This window comes from Streptomyces sp. NPDC001480 (genome assembly GCF_042894725.1).
Taxonomy (GTDB): Bacteria; Actinomycetota; Actinomycetes; order Streptomycetales; family Streptomycetaceae; genus Streptomyces.
In genome coordinates this window covers 1-20,704 of record NZ_JBIAVX010000028.1, presented here as the reverse complement: position 1 = coordinate 20,704, position 20,704 = coordinate 1, and the positions used below count along the sequence as shown (strand labels likewise).

Genomic DNA, 20,704 nt, shown 5'->3' with positions numbered 1-20,704 from the left:
ACGCGCCGCCACGGCGACGGGCGCACGGAAACGGGACCGGGGAACGGGTGAATGACGCATGAGCGATGAGGAGAAGATCCTCGGCTACCTGAGGAAGGTCACCGCCGATCTGCACCAGACGCGGCAACGACTGAACGAGGCCGAGGCGCGCAACCGGGAGCCCGTCGCGATCGTCGCCATGGGCTGCCGTTTCCCGGGCGGAGTGACCGATCCCGAGGGCCTGTGGGAGCTGCTCGGCTCGGGCGGCGACGCCATGACCGAATGGCCCGCCGACCGTGGCTGGGACACCGACGCGCTGTACGCCCCCGAGCCCGGGACGCCGGGCCGCAGCTACACGCGGACCGGCGGATTCATCGACCGCGTCGGGGACTTCGACGCCGGGTTCTTCGGCATCTCGCCCCGCGAGGCCGTCGGCACCGACCCGCAGCAGCGGCTGCTGCTGGAGATCTGCTGGGAGGCCCTGGAACGGGCCGGCATCGATCCGACGGCGCTGCGCGGCAGCCGTACCGGAGTGTTCGCCGGCACCAACCTGCAGGACTACACCACTCTGCTGAGCCTGTCGGACAACGCCGGGGACGACGGCGTCGGCAACTCCGCGAGCGTCCTGTCCGGCCGGGTCTCCTACACCCTCGGCCTGGAGGGGCCGGCGGTGTCCGTCGACACCGCGTGCTCGTCCTCGCTGGTGACCCTGCACCTGGCCGTGCAGGCGCTGCGCTCGGGCGAGTGCGACCTCGCGCTGGCCGGCGGTGTCACCGTGATGGCGACGCCCACCGTCTTCCTGGAGTTCAGCCGGCAGCGCGGGCTGGCGGCGGACGGCCGCTGCAAGGCCTTCGCCGACGCGGCCGACGGCACCGCCTGGGGCGAGGGCGCGGGCGTCCTCGTCGTCGAACGGCTGGCCGACGCCCGCCGCAACGGCCACCCCGTCCTCGCCGTCGTACGCGGCTCCGCCGTCAACCAGGACGGCGCCTCCAACGGCCTCACCGCCCCCAACGGCCCCTCCCAGGAACGCGTCATCTGGCAGGCGCTGACCTCCGCGGGCCTCGCCCCGGCGGACGTCGACGCCGTCGAGGCGCACGGCACCGGCACCCGGCTCGGCGACCCGATCGAGGCACAGGCCCTGCTCGGCACGTACGGCCAGGACCGCCCCGCCGGCCGGCCGCTGCTGCTCGGCTCGGTGAAGTCCAACATCGGCCACACCCAGGCCGCCGCCGGCGTCGCCGGTGTCATCAAGATGGTCCTCGCGCTGCGCGAACGGCACCTGCCGGCCACCCTGCACGTGGACGCCCCCTCCAGCCACGTCGACTGGTCCGCCGGCCAGGTCGAGCTCCTCACCGAGGCCCGTCCCTGGCCCACCGCCGACCGCCCCCTGCGCTGCGGCATCTCGTCCTTCGGCGTCAGCGGCACCAACGCCCACGTCATCCTCGAACAGGCCCCGCCCGCCGAGCCCCCCGCCCCCCGCCCCCTCCCCTCCGGCCCCCTCCCCTCCGGCCCCCTCGCCTTCCCCGTCTCCGGACGCACGGACGCCGCGCTGCGGGCACAGGCCGACCGGTTGCGGCAGCACCTGGGCGCGGACGGCGGTTCGGGCGCACACCCCCGTGACCTCGCCTGGTCGCTGGCCGTCACCCGGCCCGCCCTGGAGCACCGGGCCGTCGTCGTCGCCCGGGACCACGACGAACTGCTGGCCGGTCTGGACGCCGTCGCGGCGGGCAGCCCCGCGGCCTGTGTGGTCCGGGGCGTCGCCGACACCGAGGGCGGGGCGGTGTTCCTCTTCCCCGGACACGGGGCGCAGTGGCAGGGGATGGCCACCGAACTGCTCGACACCGACGGGCGCTTCCGGGCCCACTTCGACGAAGTCGCCGCCGCCGTCGAGGCGTTCACCGACTGGAAGGTGCTCGACGTGCTGCGCGGCGCCGAGGGTGCCCCGCCGCTGGACCGCCTCGACATCGTCCAGCCCACCCTGTTCGTGGTGTGCGTGGCGCTCGCCCGGCTGTGGCAGACCTGCGGCGTCCGGCCCGTCGCCGTGGCCGGGCAGAGCCAGGGCGAGATCGCCGCCGCGTACGTCGCCGGCGCCCTCACCCTCGAGGACGCCGCCCGTGTCGTCGTCACCCGCGCCCGCGCGCTGCGCCCGCTGGCCGGCCGGGGCGGCATGCTCTCCGTGCCGCTGCCGCTCGCCGACGTGGAACGCCGGCTGGCCCGCTGGGAGGGCCGGCTCGGCGTCGGCTCGCTCAGCGGGCCCCGCGCGGTCGTCGTCTCCGGCGAGGAGGAGGCGCTCACCGCGCTCCACACCGAACTCACCGGCGAGGGCGTACGAGCCCGCCGCGTCGCCATCGAGTACGCCTCCCACTCCGCCCAGATCGAGGAGGTGCGCGACGCCCTGCTCGCCGGGTTCGCGCCCGTCACCCCGCGCCCGGCCGAGGTGCCGTTCTACTCCACCGTCACCGGCGGCCGGATCGAGGACACCACCTCCCTCGACGCGGACTACTGGTACGACAACGTCCGGCGCACCGTCCGCCTCGAGGACACCGTCAGAGCACTGGCCGCCGAGGGCCACCGCGTCTTCGTCGAGGCCGGCCCGCACCCGGTGGTGACCGGCACCGCCGGTGACGTCCTGGACGCCATCGGCGTCGCCGGCACCGCGGTCGTCGGCACCCTCCGCCGCGGCGACGGCGGCCCCGGCCGCTTCCTGCGCTCCCTCGCCGAACTCCAGGTACGCGGCTGCCCGGTCGACCTCCCCGCCGCCCACGGTGCCCCGGGACACCGGGTCGACCTGCCCACGTACGCCTTCCAGCGCCGCCGCTACTGGCCCGGGTTCACCCGCGCCCGCGCCGCCGGCACCGCGCCCGCCACCGTCGACGCGCCGTTCTGGGAGGCCGTCGAGCAGGGCGACCTGCCGACCCTCACCGCCGCCCTCGGCCTCGACACCGACACCGTCTCCCCCCTCGTGACGGCCCTGGCCGGCTACCGGAGGCGCAGCGCCGAGGGGGCCGTGGCCGACTCGTGGCGCTACCGCATCGCCTGGCACGCCCTCGAGGAGGGGCCGGCGCCCGCCCTCACCGGCACCTGGCCCGTGGTCGTCCCCCAAGGCCGTGCGGACGGACCCGAGGCCACCGCCCTGCGCGCCGCCCTGGAGCGGGCCGGCGCCACCCCCGTGACCGTCGCGGTGGACTGCGCCGCCGACCGGGCCGCCTTCGCGGCCGCGCTCGCCGACGCCGTCGCCGACGCGGCCGGAGTCCTCTCGCTGCTCGCCCTCGACGAGAACCCCCTGCCCGCGTTCCCGGCCCTCGCCGGAGGCTTCGCCGGGACCGTCACCCTCGTCCAGGCGCTGGACGACCTCTCCGCACGGGTCCCGGTGTGGTTCGCCACCCGCGGCGCCGTCGCGACCGGCGCGCACACCGCGCCCGACGCCCCCGTCCAGTCGCTGGTCTGGGGCTTCGGCCGCGTCGTCGCCCTCGAACAGGCCGACAACTGGGGCGGCCTCGTGGACCTGCCCGCCGCCGTCGACGACCGGGCCGCCGACCGGCTCGCCGCCGTCCTCGCCGGCGGCGACCACGAGGACCAGGTCGCGATCCGCGCCACCGGCGTCCTCGGCCGCCGCCTGATGCACGCCGCCACCGGGGGACTGCCCGGCGGCCGCCGCTGGACCCCGGAGGGAACCGTCCTCGTCACCGGCGGCACCGGCGCCCTCGGCCGGCACGTCGCCCGCTGGCTCGCCCGCTCCGGCGCCCGTGACCTGCTGCTGGTGAGCCGCTCCGGACCCGACGCGCCCGACGCCCGTACCTTCGCCGCCGAACTCGCCGCGCTCGGTACCCGGGCGGAGATCGCCCGCTGCGACATCGCCGACCCCGACGACGTCGCGCGGCTGCTCGCCGGCATCCCGGCCGAGCGGCCCCTGACCGCCGTGTTCCACACGGCCGCCGTCCTCGACGACGGCGTCATCGGCTCCCTCACCCCCGAACGCCTCGCCGAGGTCCTGCGGGTGAAGGTGGGCGGCGCCCTCAACCTCGACGCCGCCACCGCGGGCCTGGACCTGTCGGCCTTCGTGCTGTTCTCCTCGTCCTCCGGCGTCTTCGGCAGCCCCGGCCACGGCAACTACGCCCCCGGCAACGCCTTCCTCGACGCCCTGGCCGAGGACCGCCGCGCCCGCGGCCTGCCGGCCACCGCCGTCGCCTGGAGCGGCTGGGCCTCCGGCGGCATGGCCTCCGGCGCCGTCGGCGAACGCCTGGAGCGGCACGGCGTACGCCTCATGGACCCCGGCACCGCCGTCACCGCGCTCCAGCACGCCCTCGACCACGACGACACCACGCTCGTCGTCACCGACACCGACTGGGAGGTGTTCGGCGCGGAACTCGCCAAGGGCCGCCCGCGCCGCATCTACGCCGCCCTGCCCGAACTGCGCCACCTCACCGCCGACACGCGCGGGGCCGCCGCCGAACGGGAGCACACCGAGACGACCGGCCTGGCCGAGCGGCTCGCCCCGCTCGGCGACGGCGACCGCCGGCAGGCACTGCTCGAACTCGTCCGTGCCCACATCGCCCACGTGCTCGATCACCCCAGCCCCGAGGACGTCGAACCGAGCCGCGCCTTCCGTGAACTCGGCTTCGACTCCCTCACCGCCGTCGAACTGCGCAACGCCCTCAACGCGGCCACCGGGCTGCGGCTGCCGACCACCCTCGTCTACGACTACCCGACGCCCGCCGCCCTCGCGGACCACCTCAGCGCTGAGTTCGCCCCCGCGGGCACCCCGTCCGCCACCGCGCCCGCGGCCGGGCCGGCGCGGGCCGCCGGTGCCGAGGACGACCCGGTCGTCATCGTCGGCACGGCCTGCCGTTTCCCCGGGGACGTCGGCACACCCGAGGAGTTCTGGCAGCTGCTCGCCGCCGGCACCGACGCGATCACCCCCTTCCCCGACGACCGCGACTGGGACCTCGACGCGCTGTACGACCCCGAGCCCGGGCAGGCCGGCCGCGTCTCCACCCGCTTCGGCGGCTTCCTCACCGGGTTCGCCGACTTCGACCCGGCGTTCTTCAACATCTCGCCGCGCGAGGCCGCCGCGATGGACCCGCAGCAGCGGCACCTGCTGGAGATGTCCTGGGAGACGTTCGAACGGGCCGGCATCGACCCGAAGACCCTGCGCGGCAGCCGGACCGGCGTCTTCACCGGCACCAACTACCAGGACTACTCCTCCCGGCCGCTCGCCCTCGACGAGGACGCCGGTGCCCACCTCGGCACCGGAAACTCCGCGAGCGTCCTCTCCGGCCGCCTCTCCTACACCTTCGGCCTGGAGGGCCCCGCGGTCACCGTGGACACCGCGTGCTCGTCCTCGCTCGTCGCCCTGCACCTGGCCGTACGGTCGCTGCGCTCGGGCGAGTGCGACCTCGCGCTGGCCGGCGGCGTCACCGTCATGTCGACGCCCGGGCTGTTCGTGGACTTCAGCCGGCAGCGCGGACTGGCGGCGGACGGCCGCTGCAAGTCCTTCGCCGACGCCGCCGACGGCACCGGCTTCTCCGAGGGCGGCGGCATGCTGCTGGTGGAACGGCTCTCCGACGCCCGCCGCAACGGCCACCCCGTCCTCGCCGTCGTACGCGGCTCCGCCGTCAACCAGGACGGCGCCTCCAACGGCCTCACCGCCCCCAACGGCCCCTCCCAGCAGCGCGTCATCCGCGCCGCCCTCACCGACGCCGGCCTCACCGCAAGGGACGTCGACGCCGTCGAGGCCCACGGCACCGGCACCACCCTCGGTGACCCCATCGAGGCCCAGGCCCTCCTCGCCACCTACGGCCAGGACCGGCCCGCGGGGCGCCCGCTGCTGCTCGGCTCGGTCAAGTCCAACATCGGCCACACCCAGGCCGGGGCCGGTGTCGCCGGCGTCATCAAGATGGTGGAGGCCATGCGGCACGGCGTACTGCCGGCCACCCTGCACGTCGACGCGCCCTCCACCCACGTGGACTGGACGGCGGGCGACGTCAGCCTGCTCACCGAGGCCGCCGACTGGCCCGGGACGGGCCACCCGCGCCGGGCCGGCGTCTCCTCCTTCGGCATCAGCGGCACCAACGCCCACGTGATCCTGGAAGCCGCCGAGGAGGAAACCCTCCCCGCCGCCCCGGGCCACCGCGGCCCCGTCACCCCGTGGGTGCTCACCGCCCGCAGCGCCGCCGCCCTGCGGGACCAGGCGGACCGCCTGCTCGCCCACCTCGCCGCCCGGCCGGGGACGGACCCGCACGACGTGGGCCTGTCCCTCGCCACCCGTACCGCCTTCGAGCACCGGGCCGTCGTCCTCGGCGCCGACCACGCCGAACTCACCGAGGGCCTCACCGCCCTGGCCGGGGCGCGGCCCGGCCCGCAGACACCGGCCGGCGTCGCGCGCGGCGGCGGGAGGACCGCGTACCTGTTCACCGGCCAGGGCGCCCAGCGCCCCGGCATGGGACGCGAACTCCACCAGACCTTCCCCGTGTTCGCCGAGGCCTTCGACGCGGTCTGCGCCCATGTCCCCGGCCTGCGCGACGTCGTCCTCGGAGACGACGCCGACGCCCTGAACCGCACCGAGCACGCCCAGCCCGCCCTGTTCGCCCACGAGGTCGCCCTGTACCGCCTGCTGGAGTCATGGGGCCTCGTGCCCGACCAGGTCACCGGGCACTCCGTCGGCGAACTCGCGGCGGCACACGTCGCCGGAGTGCTGACCCTGGAGGACGCCTGCACCCTCGTGGCCGCCCGCGGCCGGCTCATGCAGGCCCTGCCCGCCGGCGGGGCGATGGCCTCCCTGCAGGCCTCCGAGGCCGAGGTGCTGCCCCTGATCGCCGGACGGGAGGCCGAGATCGGCATCGCCGCCCTCAACGGCCCCACCGCCACGGTCGTCTCCGGCACCGAGGACGCCGTCACCGCCGTGGTCGAACAGGTGGCGGCGACGGGCCGCAAGACCGCCCGGCTGCGCGTCAGCCACGCCTTCCACTCGCCGCTCATGGACCCGGTCCTCGACGACTTCCGGGCCGTCGCCACCCGGCTGACCTACGCCTCGCCGCGCCTGACCTACGTCTCCGGCACGACCGGCGCACCGGCCGACGCACGGCAGCTGACCGACCCCGAGTACTGGGTGCGCCACGTCCGCGAGCCCGTCCGCTTCCACGACGCCCTGCGCCGCCTGCGCGACGACCTGGGCGCCACCCGCTTCCTCGAGGTCGGCCCCGACGCCACGCTCACGGCCCTGGCCCAGGCGGCCCTGGACGACCCCGACCGCGCCGAGGTCCTGCTCGTACCGGCCGCCCGCAAGGACGTCCCCGAGGTCCGCGGCGCCCTCACCGCACTGGCCAGGCTGTTCACCGCCGGCGTCGAACCCGACTGGCCCGCCCTGTTCACCGGCGCCCGGCGCGTCCCCCTGCCCACCTACGCCTTCCAGCGGGAGCGGCACTGGCTGCCCAGCGCGCCGTGGACCGGCGACCTGGAGGGCGCCGGCCTGGAGACGGCTGCCCACCCCTTCCTGGGCGCCGTCGTCAGCCCCGCCGGCTCCGACACCGTCCTGTTCACCGGACGCCTGTCGCTGCGCACCCACCCCTGGCTCGCCGACCACGAGGTGCTCGGCCGGGTCATCCTGCCCGCGACCGGCTATCTGGACCTCGCCGTCCACGCGGGCGACCGCACCGGCTGCGGTCACCTCGCCGAACTCACCCTGTACAGCCCGCTGGTGATCCCCCGCGAGGGCGCCGTCCGGCTCCAGGTCGCGGTCGAGGCACCCGACGAGCGGGGCAGGCGCGCCTTCACCGTCTCCGCCCGCCTCGCGGACGCGGACCCGGACACCGGCACACCGTGGCAGCGGCACGCCCAGGGCGTCCTCGCCCCCGCCGCGCCCGACACCCCCGCCGGGCCCGCCGCTGACCTCACCGTCTGGCCCCCGCAGGGCGCCCGGCCGGTGGCGGAGGGCGGCCACTACGAGCGGTTCGCCGCCGCCGGGTTCGCCTACGGGCCCAGCTTCCAGGGCCTGGGCACCGTATGGCGGCGCGGCGAGGAGGTGTTCGCCGAGGTCGCGCTGCCCGAGGAGTACCGCGCCGACGCCGCGCGGTTCGGCCTGCACCCCGCCCTGCTGGACGCGGCCGTACAGGCGCTCCTGGTGGAACTCCCGGGCGCGGCGGGTGAGCCGGGCACCGGGGAACCGATGCTGCCGTTCGTGTGGAGCGGCCTGACCCTGCACGCCGAGGGAGCCACCGCCCTGCGGGTGCGGCTGGCCCCGGCCGGGCACGACCACGGGTTCTCCGTGCTCGTCGCCGACACCGACGGCCGTCCGGTCGCCTCCGCCGACTCCATCACCCTGCGCGCCGTCCCCGCCGACCGGCTCCGCGAAGGCGGCGACCGGGCGCCCGGACTGCTGCGCCTGGACTGGAGCCCCGCCCGGCCCGCCCCGGCCGCGCCCCGCCCCGAGTCGGTCCGCTGGATCATCCTCGGCGAGGGCGACGACCGGGTGGCCCGGGCCGTCGACGCCGCGGGCGTCCACCTGGAGACCTACGCCGACCTCGAAGCACTCGGCAAGGCCGTGGACACCGGTATGACCATGCCGGACGTGGTCCTGGTCGCCCCCGACCGGCCCGTCGGCCAGGACGTCCCCGGCGCCGTCCGCTCGGTGCTCGCACCGGCCCACGAGCGCCTTCGCGGCTGGCTCGACGACGAGCGCTACGCCGCCTCCCGCCTGGTGTTCGTCACCCGGTCCTGCGTGGCCACGGGCGACGACGGCGCGGTCCAGGACGTGGCCGGCGCCGCCCTGTGGGGCATGGTCCGCTCCGCGCAGACCGAACACCCCGGCCGCTTCCAGCTCGTGGACCTGCCCGACGGCCAGGACACCCCCGACGAGACGGACGACCGCGCCTTCCTCGCCGCCGTCGCCGCCGCCCACCCGCAGAGCGCGGTACGCGGCGGAGAGGTCCTCCTGCCGGACCTCGGGCCTGCTGCGGAGACCGGCCCCGCCCCCGCCCTGGCCTCCGGCACCGTCCTGGTCACCGGCGCCACCGGCGCCCTCGGCGGCGCGGTCGCCCGGCACCTGGTCACCACCCACGGCGTGCGCAGCCTGCTGCTCACCGGCCGTCGCGGGCCCGACGCCCCCGGCGCGGCCGGACTGTACGAGGAACTCACCGCACTCGGCGCGGACGTCACCCTCGTCGCCTGCGACACCGCCGAACGCGCCGAGGTCGAACGGCTCCTCGCCGCCGTACCCGCCGACCGGCCACTGACCGCCGTGGTGCACGCCGCCGGCGTCGTCGACGACAAGCCGGTCACCGCCCTCGGCCCCGAGCACTTCGAGCGGGTGCTTGGCCCGAAGGCGGACGGCGGCTGGCTGCTGCACGAACTCACCGCGCACCACGACCTGTCCGCGTTCGTCCTGTTCTCCTCCGCCGCGGGCACCTTCGGCTCCCCGGGGCAGGCGAACTACGCCGCCGCCAACGCCGTCCTCGACGCACTCGCCGCCCACCGCCGCTCCCTCGGCCTGCCCGCCTCCTCGATCGCCTGGGGGGTGTGGGAGAGCGACAGCGCCATGACGGCCGGCCTCTCCGAGACGGACCGCCGGCGCATGGCCCGCGGCGGCATGCGACCGCTGTCGGCCAAGGACGGACTGCTCCTGCTCGACGCCGCACTCGGTACGGACCACCCCGCCCTGATCGCCATGGACACCACCACGGGAACCGGTGCCCTGCGGGCGCTGCTGCGGCCCCAAGGCCGGCCGGCCGGCCGCCGCGCCGCGGCGGGCGCACCGGCGGCCAAGACCGTGTCCGCGCGGCTGGCGGGGCTCGCCCCGGCCGAGCGCCGCACCGCGCTGCTCGACCTGGTCCGCCAACTGGCCGCCACCGTCCTCGGGCATGCGTCCGCCGATGCGGTGGAGGCCGACCGGCTCTTCACCGAGCAGGGCTTCGACTCGCTGACGGCGGTGGAACTGCGCAACCACCTCGCCACCGCGACCGCTCTCACCCTGGCGCCAACCCTGCTCTTCGACCACGCCACCCCGGAGTTGCTCGCCGCCCACCTCGACCAGCGGCTGCTGGACGCGCCGGCCACCGCCCCGGCCGGGGCGGGCACGCCACCGGCCGGCGGCCCCGCCCCGCACGCCGGGGACACGCTCAGCGGCCTGTTCAAGCGGGCCTGCGAGACCGGCCGGGTCGACGAGGGCTTCACCCTGCTACAGGCCGCCGCCGCCCTGCGGCCGACCTTCGCCTCACCGCGCGAACTGCCCGCTGCGCCCGAGCCGATCCGGCTCTCCAAGGGCGAGGCGGGGGTGCCGTTCGTCTGCTTCAGCTCGTACGTGGCGCTGGCGGGCGTGCACCAGTACGCCCGGTTCGCCTCGGCGTTCCGCGGCGAGCGCGACGTATGGGCCCTGCCCACGCAGGGCTTCGGCACCGGTGAGGCACTGCCCGCCTCCTTCGACGCCGTCGCCGCGCTGCAGGCCGAGGCGGTCGACCGGGTGGCCGGCGACGGCCCCGTCGTCCTGGTCGGCTCCTCCTCGGGCGGCATCCTCGCCCTGGCCGCCGCCAGGCACCTCCAGGAGCGGGGCAGGCCCCCCGCCGCCGTGGTGCTGCTCGACACCTACATGCCGCGCGCCGACTCGCCGTTCCTGAAGTTCTCCCAGCAGATGCTGGGCGGCATGTTCGACCGCGAGTCGATGTTCGCCCACATGGACACCGACCGGCTGACCGCGATGAGCTGGTACGTCAGCATGATCGGCGAATGGGAGCCCGGCCCGCTCGACAGCCCGGTCCTCCTGGTGCGCTCCAGCGAGCCCCCGGTGCCGGCCGGGGCGACGGGTCCGCTTCAGCCGCACGAGTGGCAGGCGGCGTGGGAGCGGGCGCACACCGTGATCGACGTCCCCGGTAACCACTTCACGATGATGGAGTCCCACGCCCGCAGCACGGCCGCCGCCACGGACGACTGGCTCCGCCACCTGAGCTGACCCCCGCATCCGCACTCCCACCCCGAGGAGAGACATGCGCACGACAGCAAGGGCCCTCATGGCGAGAACCGTCTGCGTACTGGCCGCCGCTGCCGCCACGGCGCTCCCGACGGTCATGCCCGCCACCGCCGCCGAGACCGCTTCCGCGACTTCCGCCGTCAGCCAGGTCCAGTGCCGTCCAGGCCTGGGCGGCGCCATCGAGGACTTCAACACCAGGTTCCTCGTCTACTACAACGCGGAAGAGGTCGACAGCCCCGGCACCGGCTCGGCGGCCTGCTTCGAGGGCACCGGCACGTTCACCCCCGACTGCCCCCGCACCCGCTGGGTCCACGCCAGCGCCCCCGTCCTCCCGGCAACCCTCACCTACGACCACGACGGCTCGGAGTACACGGCCCGCGTCACCTCACCGGGGACGTACTACTTCCTGGCCGCCGGCGGCGTCGTCGACGGCCCCGGCCTCGGTGACCAGGAACCGGCCCTGGTCACCCTGCGGTCCTTCACCATCGGCTGAGACCTCCACCGGCTCCACGCTGTGGTGCCGGCGTCAGGCGGGCTGCGGGGCGGGCGTTGCCGGAGCGGCCGCGACCTTGCGGGTCTCGCGCAGCATCAGCAGGCCGTTGACCACCATCAGGGTCGCGGTCAGGCAGTGGACGCCGAGCGCGGTGGCCACGGAGCCGTGGTGGGCCAGCACGGTGGCCATGTCGCCGTACGCGGCGAGGGACCCCACCAGCAGCGCCCAGCCCAGCGCCCGGCGGTGGCCCGTCACCAGCAGGACGCCCAGGACCAGGGCCAGGTCGACGTCGCGGATTCCCTTGACGACCAGGAAGCCGCCGCCGTCGCCGGACGGCCAGCTCGGCAGGCCGAAGCCCGGCGCCGTCGTCTCCGGGCTCAGGATGAACTCCGTCCCGAACCAGAGGATGAAGAGGATGAAGGCGGCGGCCAGGACGGTGTTGATCTTCTTCAGCGACATTGTCCTTCTCCCTGTGAGTGGGCGAACCGGTGCATGTCCGGGCGGCTTCGGTATCAGACGAGGGCGGTGACCAGCAGGGTGAAGGCGCCGACGATGACGGCGACGCGGACGTAGTGCCAGCGGTCCCAGCGGTTCAGCTGCTCCTTCCAGTCCTCGGGCCGGTTCTCGGGGGTCCACGCCTTGTTCCGGTTGTTGATCGGGACGAGAAGCAGGAGCGACATGATCACGCTGACGATCAGCAGCGCGGCGGCGGTGATGACGAGGCCGGTGCCGTGGTGGTGCCATCCGGCGACCGCCCAGAGCGCGGCGAGGACGAGGGAGCCGATGTACCAGAAGGGCATCACGGCGCCGAGCATCCGGCCGCCGTGGCTGTGGCCCATCTGGCTGGCGTCGTCGGGAAGGGCGCTGAGGATCGGGTTGATGACGAAGGCGACGGAGAACTCCACCCCCACCATCAGGCCGACGACCACGGTGGTGATGACCTCAAGTGCGCTGAGCATGACGGCCCCTCCTGGAATCTAGCGTTGCTAGGTGATGAGGCAACGCTAGTACTACTGCCGCTCGCTTGTCTAGCGATGCTAGGATCGAATCATGTCGGTACAGGAACGCAAGGAGCGTGAGCGGGCGGGCCGCGAGCGTCTCATCGTGGCGACGGCCCGCGAACTCGCCGAACAGCAGGGCTGGGACGCGGTCACCACGCGCCGGCTCGCCGAGCGCATCGAATACAGCCAGCCCGTCCTCTACAGCCATTTCCGCGGCAAGCGCGAGATCATCGGCGCCGTCGCCCTCCAGGGTGCCGCCGAGCTGGCCGCCGCGGCGCGGGCCGCGACCGCCGCCGCGGACGGCCCGCGGGCCCGGGTCGCCGCTCTCGCCCGCGCCTACCTCGACTTCGCCGAGCGCAACACCGCGGTCTACGACGCCCTGTTCCAGCTCAACAACGGCCTGCCGTACGCGCAGGAGGACACGCCGGAGCCGCTGAAGGACGCCTTCGCCGCGCTGCTGGAGTGCCTGGGTGAGGTCGCCGGGGACGGTGTCGAACCGGGACTGTTCACCGAGGTGTTCTGGGCGTCCCTGCACGGGATCGCGACCCTGACCCGGGCGGGACGGCTGCCGCCGGAGTACGCCGAGCAGAGGGTGGAGCTGCTGGTGGACCGGCTCGCCGTGCTCTGACGCACCATCCCGGCGGGCACGCGGCCGGTACCCCCGGGGCCCGCCGCCTGCCCGCTTGCAGGTCGTTGTGCTGGACGGCGGGATCAGTCCTCGGCGCCGGCTGCTGCGGCCCGGTGCGCCGGCGCCTCAGCCGGCCCTCCGGTCACCGTGCCTCGAACAGCCGACGGCGCCCCCCGGCAGACCGCGGGGGCCATACGCGTGCCGGCGCTCAGTCCGCCCAGTGCGGGATGTCCGCGACGGTGACCACGGCCGCGCTGCACAGCCAGCCCGGTCCCTGGGAGACCAGCAGGACGTGGTCGCCCGGCGCCACCTCGCGGGTGCGTACCAGGTGTTCCAGGGTGATGAACACATCGGCGCCGCCCACGTGCCCGACCGCCCTGCCGAACTCCCAGGTGCAGCGCGACATCGGCAGCCCCAGCGGCATCATGACCGAGTACTCGATCATCCTGCCGTCCATGTTGATGGGCACCACCTTGGCCAGGTCGGACGCGTTCAGACCGGCGTCCACCAGCGACCGGTGGATGATGTCGAGGTCGAAGACGGACAGCTTCTCCATCGTCTCCGACAGGGGCATCCGCTCGGCGAACTGCTCGGCCCGCTCCACCATCCCGGACGTCTCCCCGGCGTCCTCGCGCAGCAGCAGCGGACCGTCGCCGCGGTGCCACGACTCCAGCTCGTGCAGCACACCGGAGTTGAGGGAGCGCACCTCGGCGAAGCCACCCTCGTCGCTCACCAGCGCCGCGGCCGCGCCGTCGCCCAGGATGTACGCCTGCCCGAGGCCCTGCCAGCGGTCCATGTGCGGCGAGGAGAAGTTCTCACCCGTCGTCAGCAGCACCGAACCCGCCTCGGCGGCTCCCGTGAGCTTGCCGATCGCCACCTCCAGGGCACTGAGCATGCCGTCGCAGCCCTGCTGCACGTACAGCGCGGGAATCGTGCCCAGACCGAGCTCCCGCAGGATGTAGCCGGGCGGGTAGCAACCGTCGGGGCCCTGGTAGTGGACGGCGCTGTGGACGTGTGCCCCGATGTCCCCGGGGTCGATCTTCGAACGCTCCAGCGCGGTCCGCGCGGCCCGCACCGCCAGGTCCATGGCCGGCACGTCACCGGACAGGTGCGCGCCCGTCAGCCCGTTCGCCGCCTGGATCTCGGCGTCCAGCTTCCCCTCGGCCACGGCCTGTTCCGCGCTGGCCCACTCGCCCAGCACGACTCCCAGCGACTCGATGTGTACGTTCTCGACCCTCATCGTCCTTCTCCTTCGGTCAACGGGAGACCAGTTCCTTCTTCAGATGACGGGCGAGCCCGGCGGGGGTGGCGAAGTCGAACACGACCGCCGCCGGCAGGGGCAGTCCGGTCGCCGCGACCAGCGCGTGGCGCGCGGTCAGTGCCGTCAGCGAGTCGAAGCCGAGTTCGCGGGTCTCGCCGTCCGGCGGCACCTGCCCGGCGCCCGAGAGCCCGAGGGCCGCGGCGAAGTGGGCGCACACCAGCTCCATCACGGCCTCCTCCTGCTCCTGGTCCGACAGCCCGGCCAGACGGTGCCGCAGCCCGGACGGATCGGCGAACGAGTCCCGGGCGACCCTGCGGGCCGTGCCGCGCACCAGTCCGCGGCGCAGCGCGGCGGTGCCGGTGAGCGGGCCGGGGGAGGGGGCGCCGCCCAGCTCGGAGCGGGCGGCGACGACCACGGGCAGCCCCAGCGAGCACGCCACGTCGAACAGGTCCCGCGCCTGCCGCGACCGCAGGTCGGCCCCGCGCACCGACGCGGCGGGCACCCCTCGGGCGCGCAGGCGCACCGCGCACGCGTCGAGGAACGCGCCGACCGCCTCGGCGACCAGCCCGGGGGCGGTCGCGGCGGAGGCGGGGGAGCTGAGCACGAACGCGGACAGGTCCCCGGGGGCGAGCCCGTCGCCGAGGGCGAGGACGGTGTCGACGACGGGCCGCAGCACCGCGTCGACGTCGCCGTCCGGCCCCTCGGACGCGGTGTCCACGGCAGCCGTGAACAGCACCGCCGACGGCGCGGCCGCCCCGAGCGGCCCCATGGACGCCGCCGGGTCCGCCGCGTCCCACGCGGTCACGGAGACCGACGCGCCCAGCGCGCGCAGCTCCGCCGCGTCCCCGGCCGGGGCCGGACCCGCCAGCAGTACCTCCCGCACGCCGTGTCCGGTCACCAGGTGCCTGGCGGGCGCCGCCGCCCCCGTGCCCACGACGAGCAGGCGACCGCAGCCGTCCCACGCGGACGCCCCCGGGCCGGCACCCGGCTCGACACGCGCGATGCGCGGCACCCGTACCGAACGGCCGCGCAGCGCCATCCGGGGCTCACCCGAGGCCACGGCGTCCGGCAGGACGCGCCAGGCCCGCTTGGAGGCGTCGGTGTCCACGAGTACGAAACGCCCGGGCGCCCGGTCCTGCGCCGCACCGACCAGCCCCCACACGGCGGCGGCCGGCAGGTCCGGCACGGCGGACCCGTCCCGGGCGGGCACGGCGTCCCGGGTGAGCACGACCAGACGGGTGTCCGCGAACAGCGGATCGGCCCAGCGGGCCGCCCAGTCCAGCCCTTCGCGCACGGCACGGCGGACCGCGCCCGCGGTGTCGGCGGCGGAGGCCGGTGAGACGACCACCACGTCGGGGGGCGCGGCACCGTTCTCGACGGACTTCACCAGGGCATCGAGGTCGGGGTGTGTCTCCGAGTAGCGCCCGGCGGCCATCAGACCCGCCCGAGCCCGCAGCGGATCGTCCCCGACGACCGCCCACCGCTCCTCGCCACGGGACGGCGCCGGGAGGTCCGCGTCGTCCCACACCTGTGTGAAGAGACCGTCCTGCTGGGTGGCCGACGCGCGGACCAGGGCGGGCCGGGTCAGCCGGCCGGACGTCACGGACTCCACGGTGAGCACGGGGTCGCCGGCCGCGTCGGCGGCCTCGATGCCGAACCCGCCGTCGGGCCGCGGCCGTACCCGTACGCGCAGCACGGACGCCCCCGAGGCGTACAGCGTCACCCCGTGCCAGGAGCCCGGCCACCACAGTCCGTCGCCGTCCGGAGTGCCCGCCCGTGCCGCCGGGTCCACCGGGGCGTCGAGCAGTGCGGGCCGCAGCACCGCGTCCAGCAGGGCCGGATGCAGCCCGAACAGGGCGCCCTGCTCACGGCGGGCGTCGGGCAGCGCGACCTCGGCGAACAGTTCGCCGTCCCGCCGCCAGACGGCGCGCAGCTGTCCGGACAGACCGGCACCGGACTCCGCGGAAGCGTCGGTGGGCAGTTCCTCGAGCGGGACCCTCAGGGACCCCGCCGGAGGCCATACGGCCATCTCAGGGGCGGGCGGGGCGGCCGTGCCGGGCGCGAGCGTGCCGGACGCGAGGCGGGTCCACGGCCGCCAGGCCGGGCCCCCGCCGTCCCGGCGGGCGTGCACCGCGACGGGGCGCGCGCCCTCGTCGTCCGCCGCTCCCACGCTCACCCGCAGCTGGACGCCGTCGCTCTCGGGCAGGACGAGCGGCTCGCCGGTGGTCAGTTCCACCAGCCGCCCGCAGCCGACGTGGTCCCCCGCGTACAGGGCCAGTTCGGCCAGGGCCGCGGGCGCCAGGACGGGGGCGCCGGCCACGGTGCGGGACAGCAGCGGGTCGCGTTCCGGGCCCGGCAGACGGCCGGCGAACAGCATCCCGTCCGCGCCCGGCAGCTCGATCGTGGCCTGGAGCAGCGGATGTCCGCCGTCCAGCAGGCCGATGTCCAGGGCGCCCGCGTAGGAGCGTGCGGCTTCCGCCGGCTTCCGGGCCCTGCGCCACAGCAGTGTGCCGTGCAGGCTCGCCAGGCGCTTGCGGGCGATCTTCCCGGTGGCGTTACGCGGGACCCGGTCGATCTCGTGCAGTTCCTCGGGCATCTTGAAGGACGCCAGTTCCGCCCGGCACGCGGCCAGGACCGCGTCGGTGTCGATGCCCTCGGGCCCGGGCACCAGGTACGCCACCGGCACCTCGCCGAGCGCCTCGTGCGGCTTCGCGCCCACGGCCGCGTCCGCCACACCCGGCACCCGGGCCAGGACCCGCTCGATCTCGCCCGGGTGGACGTTCTCGCCGCCGCGGATGATGAGTTCCTTCAGCCGGCCGGTGATGGTGACGTACCCGGCGTCGTCCTGCCGGGCGATGTCCCCGGTGCGGTACCAGCCGTCGGACAGCACGGCCGCCGTCGCTTCGCTCTGCCGGTGGTAGCCGAGCATCAGCGCCGGGCTGGAGACCCACACCTCACCCTCCGCGCCACCGGGCACCTCCGCACCGGTCCGGGGGTCCGTCAGACGGAGCGTCAGCCCCGGCACGGGCAGTCCGCACGAACCCGGGACGTAGGGGCCCTCGGGGAGGTTCGTGGTCATCGCGCCACCGGTTTCGGTACTGCCGTAGCTGTCCAGCAGGGCGATGCCGAACGCGGCGCGGAACCCCTCGTGCAACGACACCGGGCAGGAGGAGCCGGCGACCATGCACACCCGCAGGTCCTCCGGGGCCTCGAAGCCGCCGGACCGGGCCTGCTCGACCATGTGGTGGTACATCGTCGGCACCCCGACCAGGAACGTGGAGCGCTCCTCGCGGGCCGTGCGCAGGATGTCGTCCGCCGCCAGCCCGTCGGTGATCCGGGCCGTCGCACCGACCGCCACCACCCCGAGTACGCCCACGTTGTGCGCGACGGCGTGGAACAGCGGCATCGGCCACAGCACCCGGTCCCGCGGCGACAGCCCCAGGACCGGGGCGGTGCACGCGCCGGTGGCCCACAGCGACGAGCGCTGTGTGGAGACCACCCCCTTGGGGCTGCCCGTGGTGCCGGACGTGTAGAGGATCCAGGCGGGCTCGTCCAGGCCGAGGTCGTCGCGCGGCGGATGGCGTATCGACCAGGTCGTCGCCAGCGTCTCGAACCGGGGCGGGCCGTCGTCCTCCCCCTCGGGGGCGGGGGAGTCCGAGACGACCACGACGGCGATCTGCGGGCGGTCCGCCAGCAGCCGGCGCACCTGGGGCAGCTGGGCGGCCCCGGCGATCACCATCCGGGCCCCGCAGTCGTCCAGCAGATAGGCCAGTTCGGCGTCGGTCGACTGCGGGTTGAGCGGGACGCCGACCGCACCCGCCCGGGTGATGGCCAGGTAACTCTCCACCGTCTCCACGCGGTTGGGCAGGTAGATCACGGCGCGCGCGCCGCGCTCCAGGCCCAGTTCCGCGAGGTGGCCGGCCAGCCGGGCGGTACGCCGGTCGAGTTCGGCGTACGTCACCGAGCGACGGGCGTCGCGGAAGGCGGTCTGCCCCGGCCGGTGCTCGGCGTGTCCGGCGAGCAGTTCGTGCAACGGGCGGACGAGATCGGCACGGAACATCTCACTCACGCTCCTCGGGCTTCCGGCGCTCAGGCGGCGGTCGCGCGGTAGCGGCGCACCGCCAGCGTGCGGCACACCAGGGCGATGACGACCGACCAGACCACGGACACGACCAGGGCGTGCCGGGCGGGCCAGGCGTCGGACACGTGCAGTCCGGGGTTGCCGAACAGTTCGCGGGTCACCTGCACCGTGGCACTGATCGGGTTCCACTCGGCGGCCCACCGCAGCGGGGTCGGGAGCGTGGACGGCGCGACGAACGCGTTGGACAGGAACGTCAGCGGGAACAGCCACAGGAAGTTCCCGGTCGCGGCGGCCTCCGGCGCGCGCACCGACAGACCGATGAGCACACCCACCCACGACAGGGCGTACCCCAGGAGCAGCAGCAGCGCGAACGCCGCGGCGGCGCGCGGCAGCCCGTGGTGGACGCGCCAGCCGACGACCAGCGCGCAGCCGACCATGACCGCGATCACGACGAGGTTCTGCACCATGTCGGCCAGGGTGCGGCCGGTCAGCAGCGCACCCCGGGACATCGGCAGTGAACGGAACCGGTCGACCATGCCGCTCTGCAGGTCGTTGGCCATGCTCACGCTGCTGTTGCCGGCGGTCGCGAAGGCGATGGTCTGGCAGAAGAAGCCCGGCATCATGTACTCCCGGTACGCGGCCGGGCCGCCCGCGCCGGGCAGGCTGAAGGAGCCCGCGAAGAGGTAGGCGAAGAGCAGCACGAACACGATCGGCTGCACCAGGCCGAGGACCAGCACCTCGGGGATGCGGATCATTCTGATCAGGTTGCGCCGCGTGACCACGACCAGGTCACGGACGGCCTTCGCCGCCGATGCGGGCCTCAGCAGGTCCGCGGGGCCGGACTGTACCGCCCATGCCACGGTCATCACTCCTTCTCGCCGGCCGCGCCGGCGGGGACCATCACGTGTTCGGTCCGGCTGCCGGTGGCAGGCTCCGTGAGCGCCAGGAACACCTCGTCGAGGGTCGGCCGGCGCAGGCTGATGTCGCTGACCTCGATCCCGGCGCCCTCCAGGGCGCGGACGACCTCGGTCAGCCGGTGGACGCCGCCCTCCACCGGCGCGGAGACGAGGAACCTGCCCCGGTCCACATCCGGTGTCCTGGTGCTGAAGCGGGCCAGCAGCTCCGCCGTGCCGTCGATCTGCTCGCCGCGCTCCACGACCACGTCGACCTGCTGCCGGCCGGCCCGTGTCTTGAGTTCGCGCGGTGTGCCGTGGGCGATGATCCGGCCGTGGTCGACGACGGCGATGTCGCGGGCGAGCCGGTCCGCCTCCTCCAGGTACTGCGTGGTCAGCAGCAGTGTGGTGCCCGACTCGACCAGCCGCTCGATGGTGTCCCACAGCATGAGGCGGCTGGTGGGGTCGAGGCCGACCGACGGCTCGTCGAGGAACATCACCGACGGCCGGACCACCAGCGCGCCGGCCAGGTCCAGCCGCCGGCGCATACCGCCGGAGTACGTGCTGGAGACGCGGTCGGCGGCCCCGGTCAGCTCGAACCGGGCGAGCAGCTCGTCCGCCCGCTGACGGGCCGTGCGGGACCGCATGCCGTACAACTCGCCGATCATCCGCAGGTTCTCACGGCCCGTCAGCCGGTCGTCGACAGCGGCGAACTGACCCGACAGCCCGATCGACCGGCGTACCAGGTCCGGTGCGCGGACCACGTCGTGGCCCGCGACCGTCGCGGTGCCCGCGTCGGGGCGGAGCAGGGTGGTGAGCAGGCGGACGGTGGTCGTCTTGCCCGCTCCGTTGGGGCCCAGGAGGCCCAGAACGCTGCCTTCCGGGACCGTGAGGTCGACTCCGTCGACGGCCCGGATCTCCCCGTAGCACTTGACGAGTCCCTCGGCGTGGATGGCGCCCGGCATGGCTTCTCCGTCCTGTCTCTCTGTGTCCGGTGGCCGGCCGCTCAGTTCGCCGCGATCAGCTTCAGCTCGGGGTGGGCGGTGCCGCCCGCGAGGGCGGTGGACGAGATGTGGGAGACGATCCGCTCGTCGACGGGGTCGTTCGCCGGGTCGTCGTTGACCACCAGGTGCTCGTACGTCGTCGACCGCTGCGCGGGCACCCGGCCGGCCCCGCGGATCAGCGTGATCAGCTCCATCAGGTTGGAGCGGTGCTTGGCGCCGGCCGAGGAGACCACGTTCTCCTCCAGCATCACGGAGCCGAGGTCGTCCGCGCCGTAGTGCAGGGTCAGCTGGCCGGCCTCCTTGCCGGTGGTGAGCCAGGAGCCCTGGATGTGCCGCACGTTGTCGAGGAAGAGGCGGGCGACGGCGATCATCCGCAGGTACTCGAAGAGGGTGGCCTGGGTGCGGCC

The 20,704-nt window shown here is 75.0% G+C and carries 9 protein-coding genes and 1 pseudogene; 3 read left to right on the top strand and 7 right to left on the bottom strand.

The window, feature by feature from the left end:
* The first annotated feature begins 58 nt into the window (after nucleotides 1-58).
* Nucleotides 59-10,918, top strand: coding sequence for a type I polyketide synthase (locus tag ACFY01_RS42245; protein WP_390741077.1), 10,860 nt, complete (start codon nucleotides 59-61; stop codon nucleotides 10,916-10,918).
* A 34-nt stretch (nucleotides 10,919-10,952) separates the two neighbouring features.
* On the top strand, nucleotides 10,953-11,429 hold the full coding sequence (locus ACFY01_RS42240; RefSeq protein ID WP_390741076.1) for a hypothetical protein: 477 nt from the start codon (nucleotides 10,953-10,955) through the stop codon (nucleotides 11,427-11,429).
* A gap of 33 nt (nucleotides 11,430-11,462) precedes the next feature.
* Here ACFY01_RS42240 and ACFY01_RS42235 read toward each other — a convergent pair whose 3' ends face one another.
* Both ACFY01_RS42235 and ACFY01_RS42230 read right to left on the bottom strand, forming a co-directional pair.
* Nucleotides 11,463-11,888, bottom strand: a complete 426-nt coding sequence (locus ACFY01_RS42235) for a DUF4267 domain-containing protein (RefSeq protein WP_390741075.1) — start codon at nucleotides 11,886-11,888, stop codon at nucleotides 11,463-11,465.
* A gap of 53 nt (nucleotides 11,889-11,941) precedes the next feature.
* Nucleotides 11,942-12,388 carry an anthrone oxygenase family protein gene (locus ACFY01_RS42230; RefSeq protein WP_390741074.1) on the bottom strand — a complete coding sequence of 149 codons (447 nt, stop codon included), beginning with the start codon at nucleotides 12,386-12,388 and terminating at the stop codon, nucleotides 11,942-11,944.
* A 91-nt stretch (nucleotides 12,389-12,479) separates the two neighbouring features.
* Between ACFY01_RS42230 and ACFY01_RS42225 the strand changes: the two genes are divergently transcribed.
* Nucleotides 12,480-13,058, top strand: a complete 579-nt coding sequence (locus tag ACFY01_RS42225; protein WP_390741073.1) for a TetR/AcrR family transcriptional regulator — start codon at nucleotides 12,480-12,482, stop codon at nucleotides 13,056-13,058.
* A gap of 208 nt (nucleotides 13,059-13,266) precedes the next feature.
* Here ACFY01_RS42225 and ACFY01_RS42220 read toward each other — a convergent pair whose 3' ends face one another.
* The 5 genes and pseudogenes from ACFY01_RS42220 to ACFY01_RS42200 all read right to left on the bottom strand — a co-directional run.
* On the bottom strand, nucleotides 13,267-14,298 hold the full coding sequence (locus tag ACFY01_RS42220; RefSeq protein ID WP_390741072.1) for a ketoacyl-ACP synthase III family protein: 1,032 nt from the start codon (nucleotides 14,296-14,298) through the stop codon (nucleotides 13,267-13,269).
* Nucleotides 14,299-14,314: 16 nt separating this feature from the next.
* The gene (locus ACFY01_RS42215; RefSeq protein ID WP_390741071.1) at nucleotides 14,315-18,379 is read right to left on the bottom strand and encodes an AMP-binding protein; all 4,065 of its coding nucleotides are present in this window, start codon (nucleotides 18,377-18,379) and stop codon (nucleotides 14,315-14,317) included.
* A gap of 29 nt (nucleotides 18,380-18,408) precedes the next feature.
* Complete coding sequence (locus ACFY01_RS42210; protein ID WP_390741070.1) at nucleotides 18,409-19,266, bottom strand: ABC transporter permease; 858 nt, start codon at nucleotides 19,264-19,266, stop codon at nucleotides 18,409-18,411.
* Nucleotides 19,266-20,258, bottom strand: a complete 993-nt coding sequence (locus ACFY01_RS42205; protein WP_390741069.1) for an ATP-binding cassette domain-containing protein — start codon at nucleotides 20,256-20,258, stop codon at nucleotides 19,266-19,268. Before ACFY01_RS42205 ends, ACFY01_RS42210 begins: the two co-directional genes overlap by 1 nt.
* Nucleotides 20,259-20,299: 41 nt before the next feature.
* Nucleotides 20,300-20,704: pseudogene (locus ACFY01_RS42200) on the bottom strand (dehypoxanthine futalosine cyclase); the annotation flags it as partial.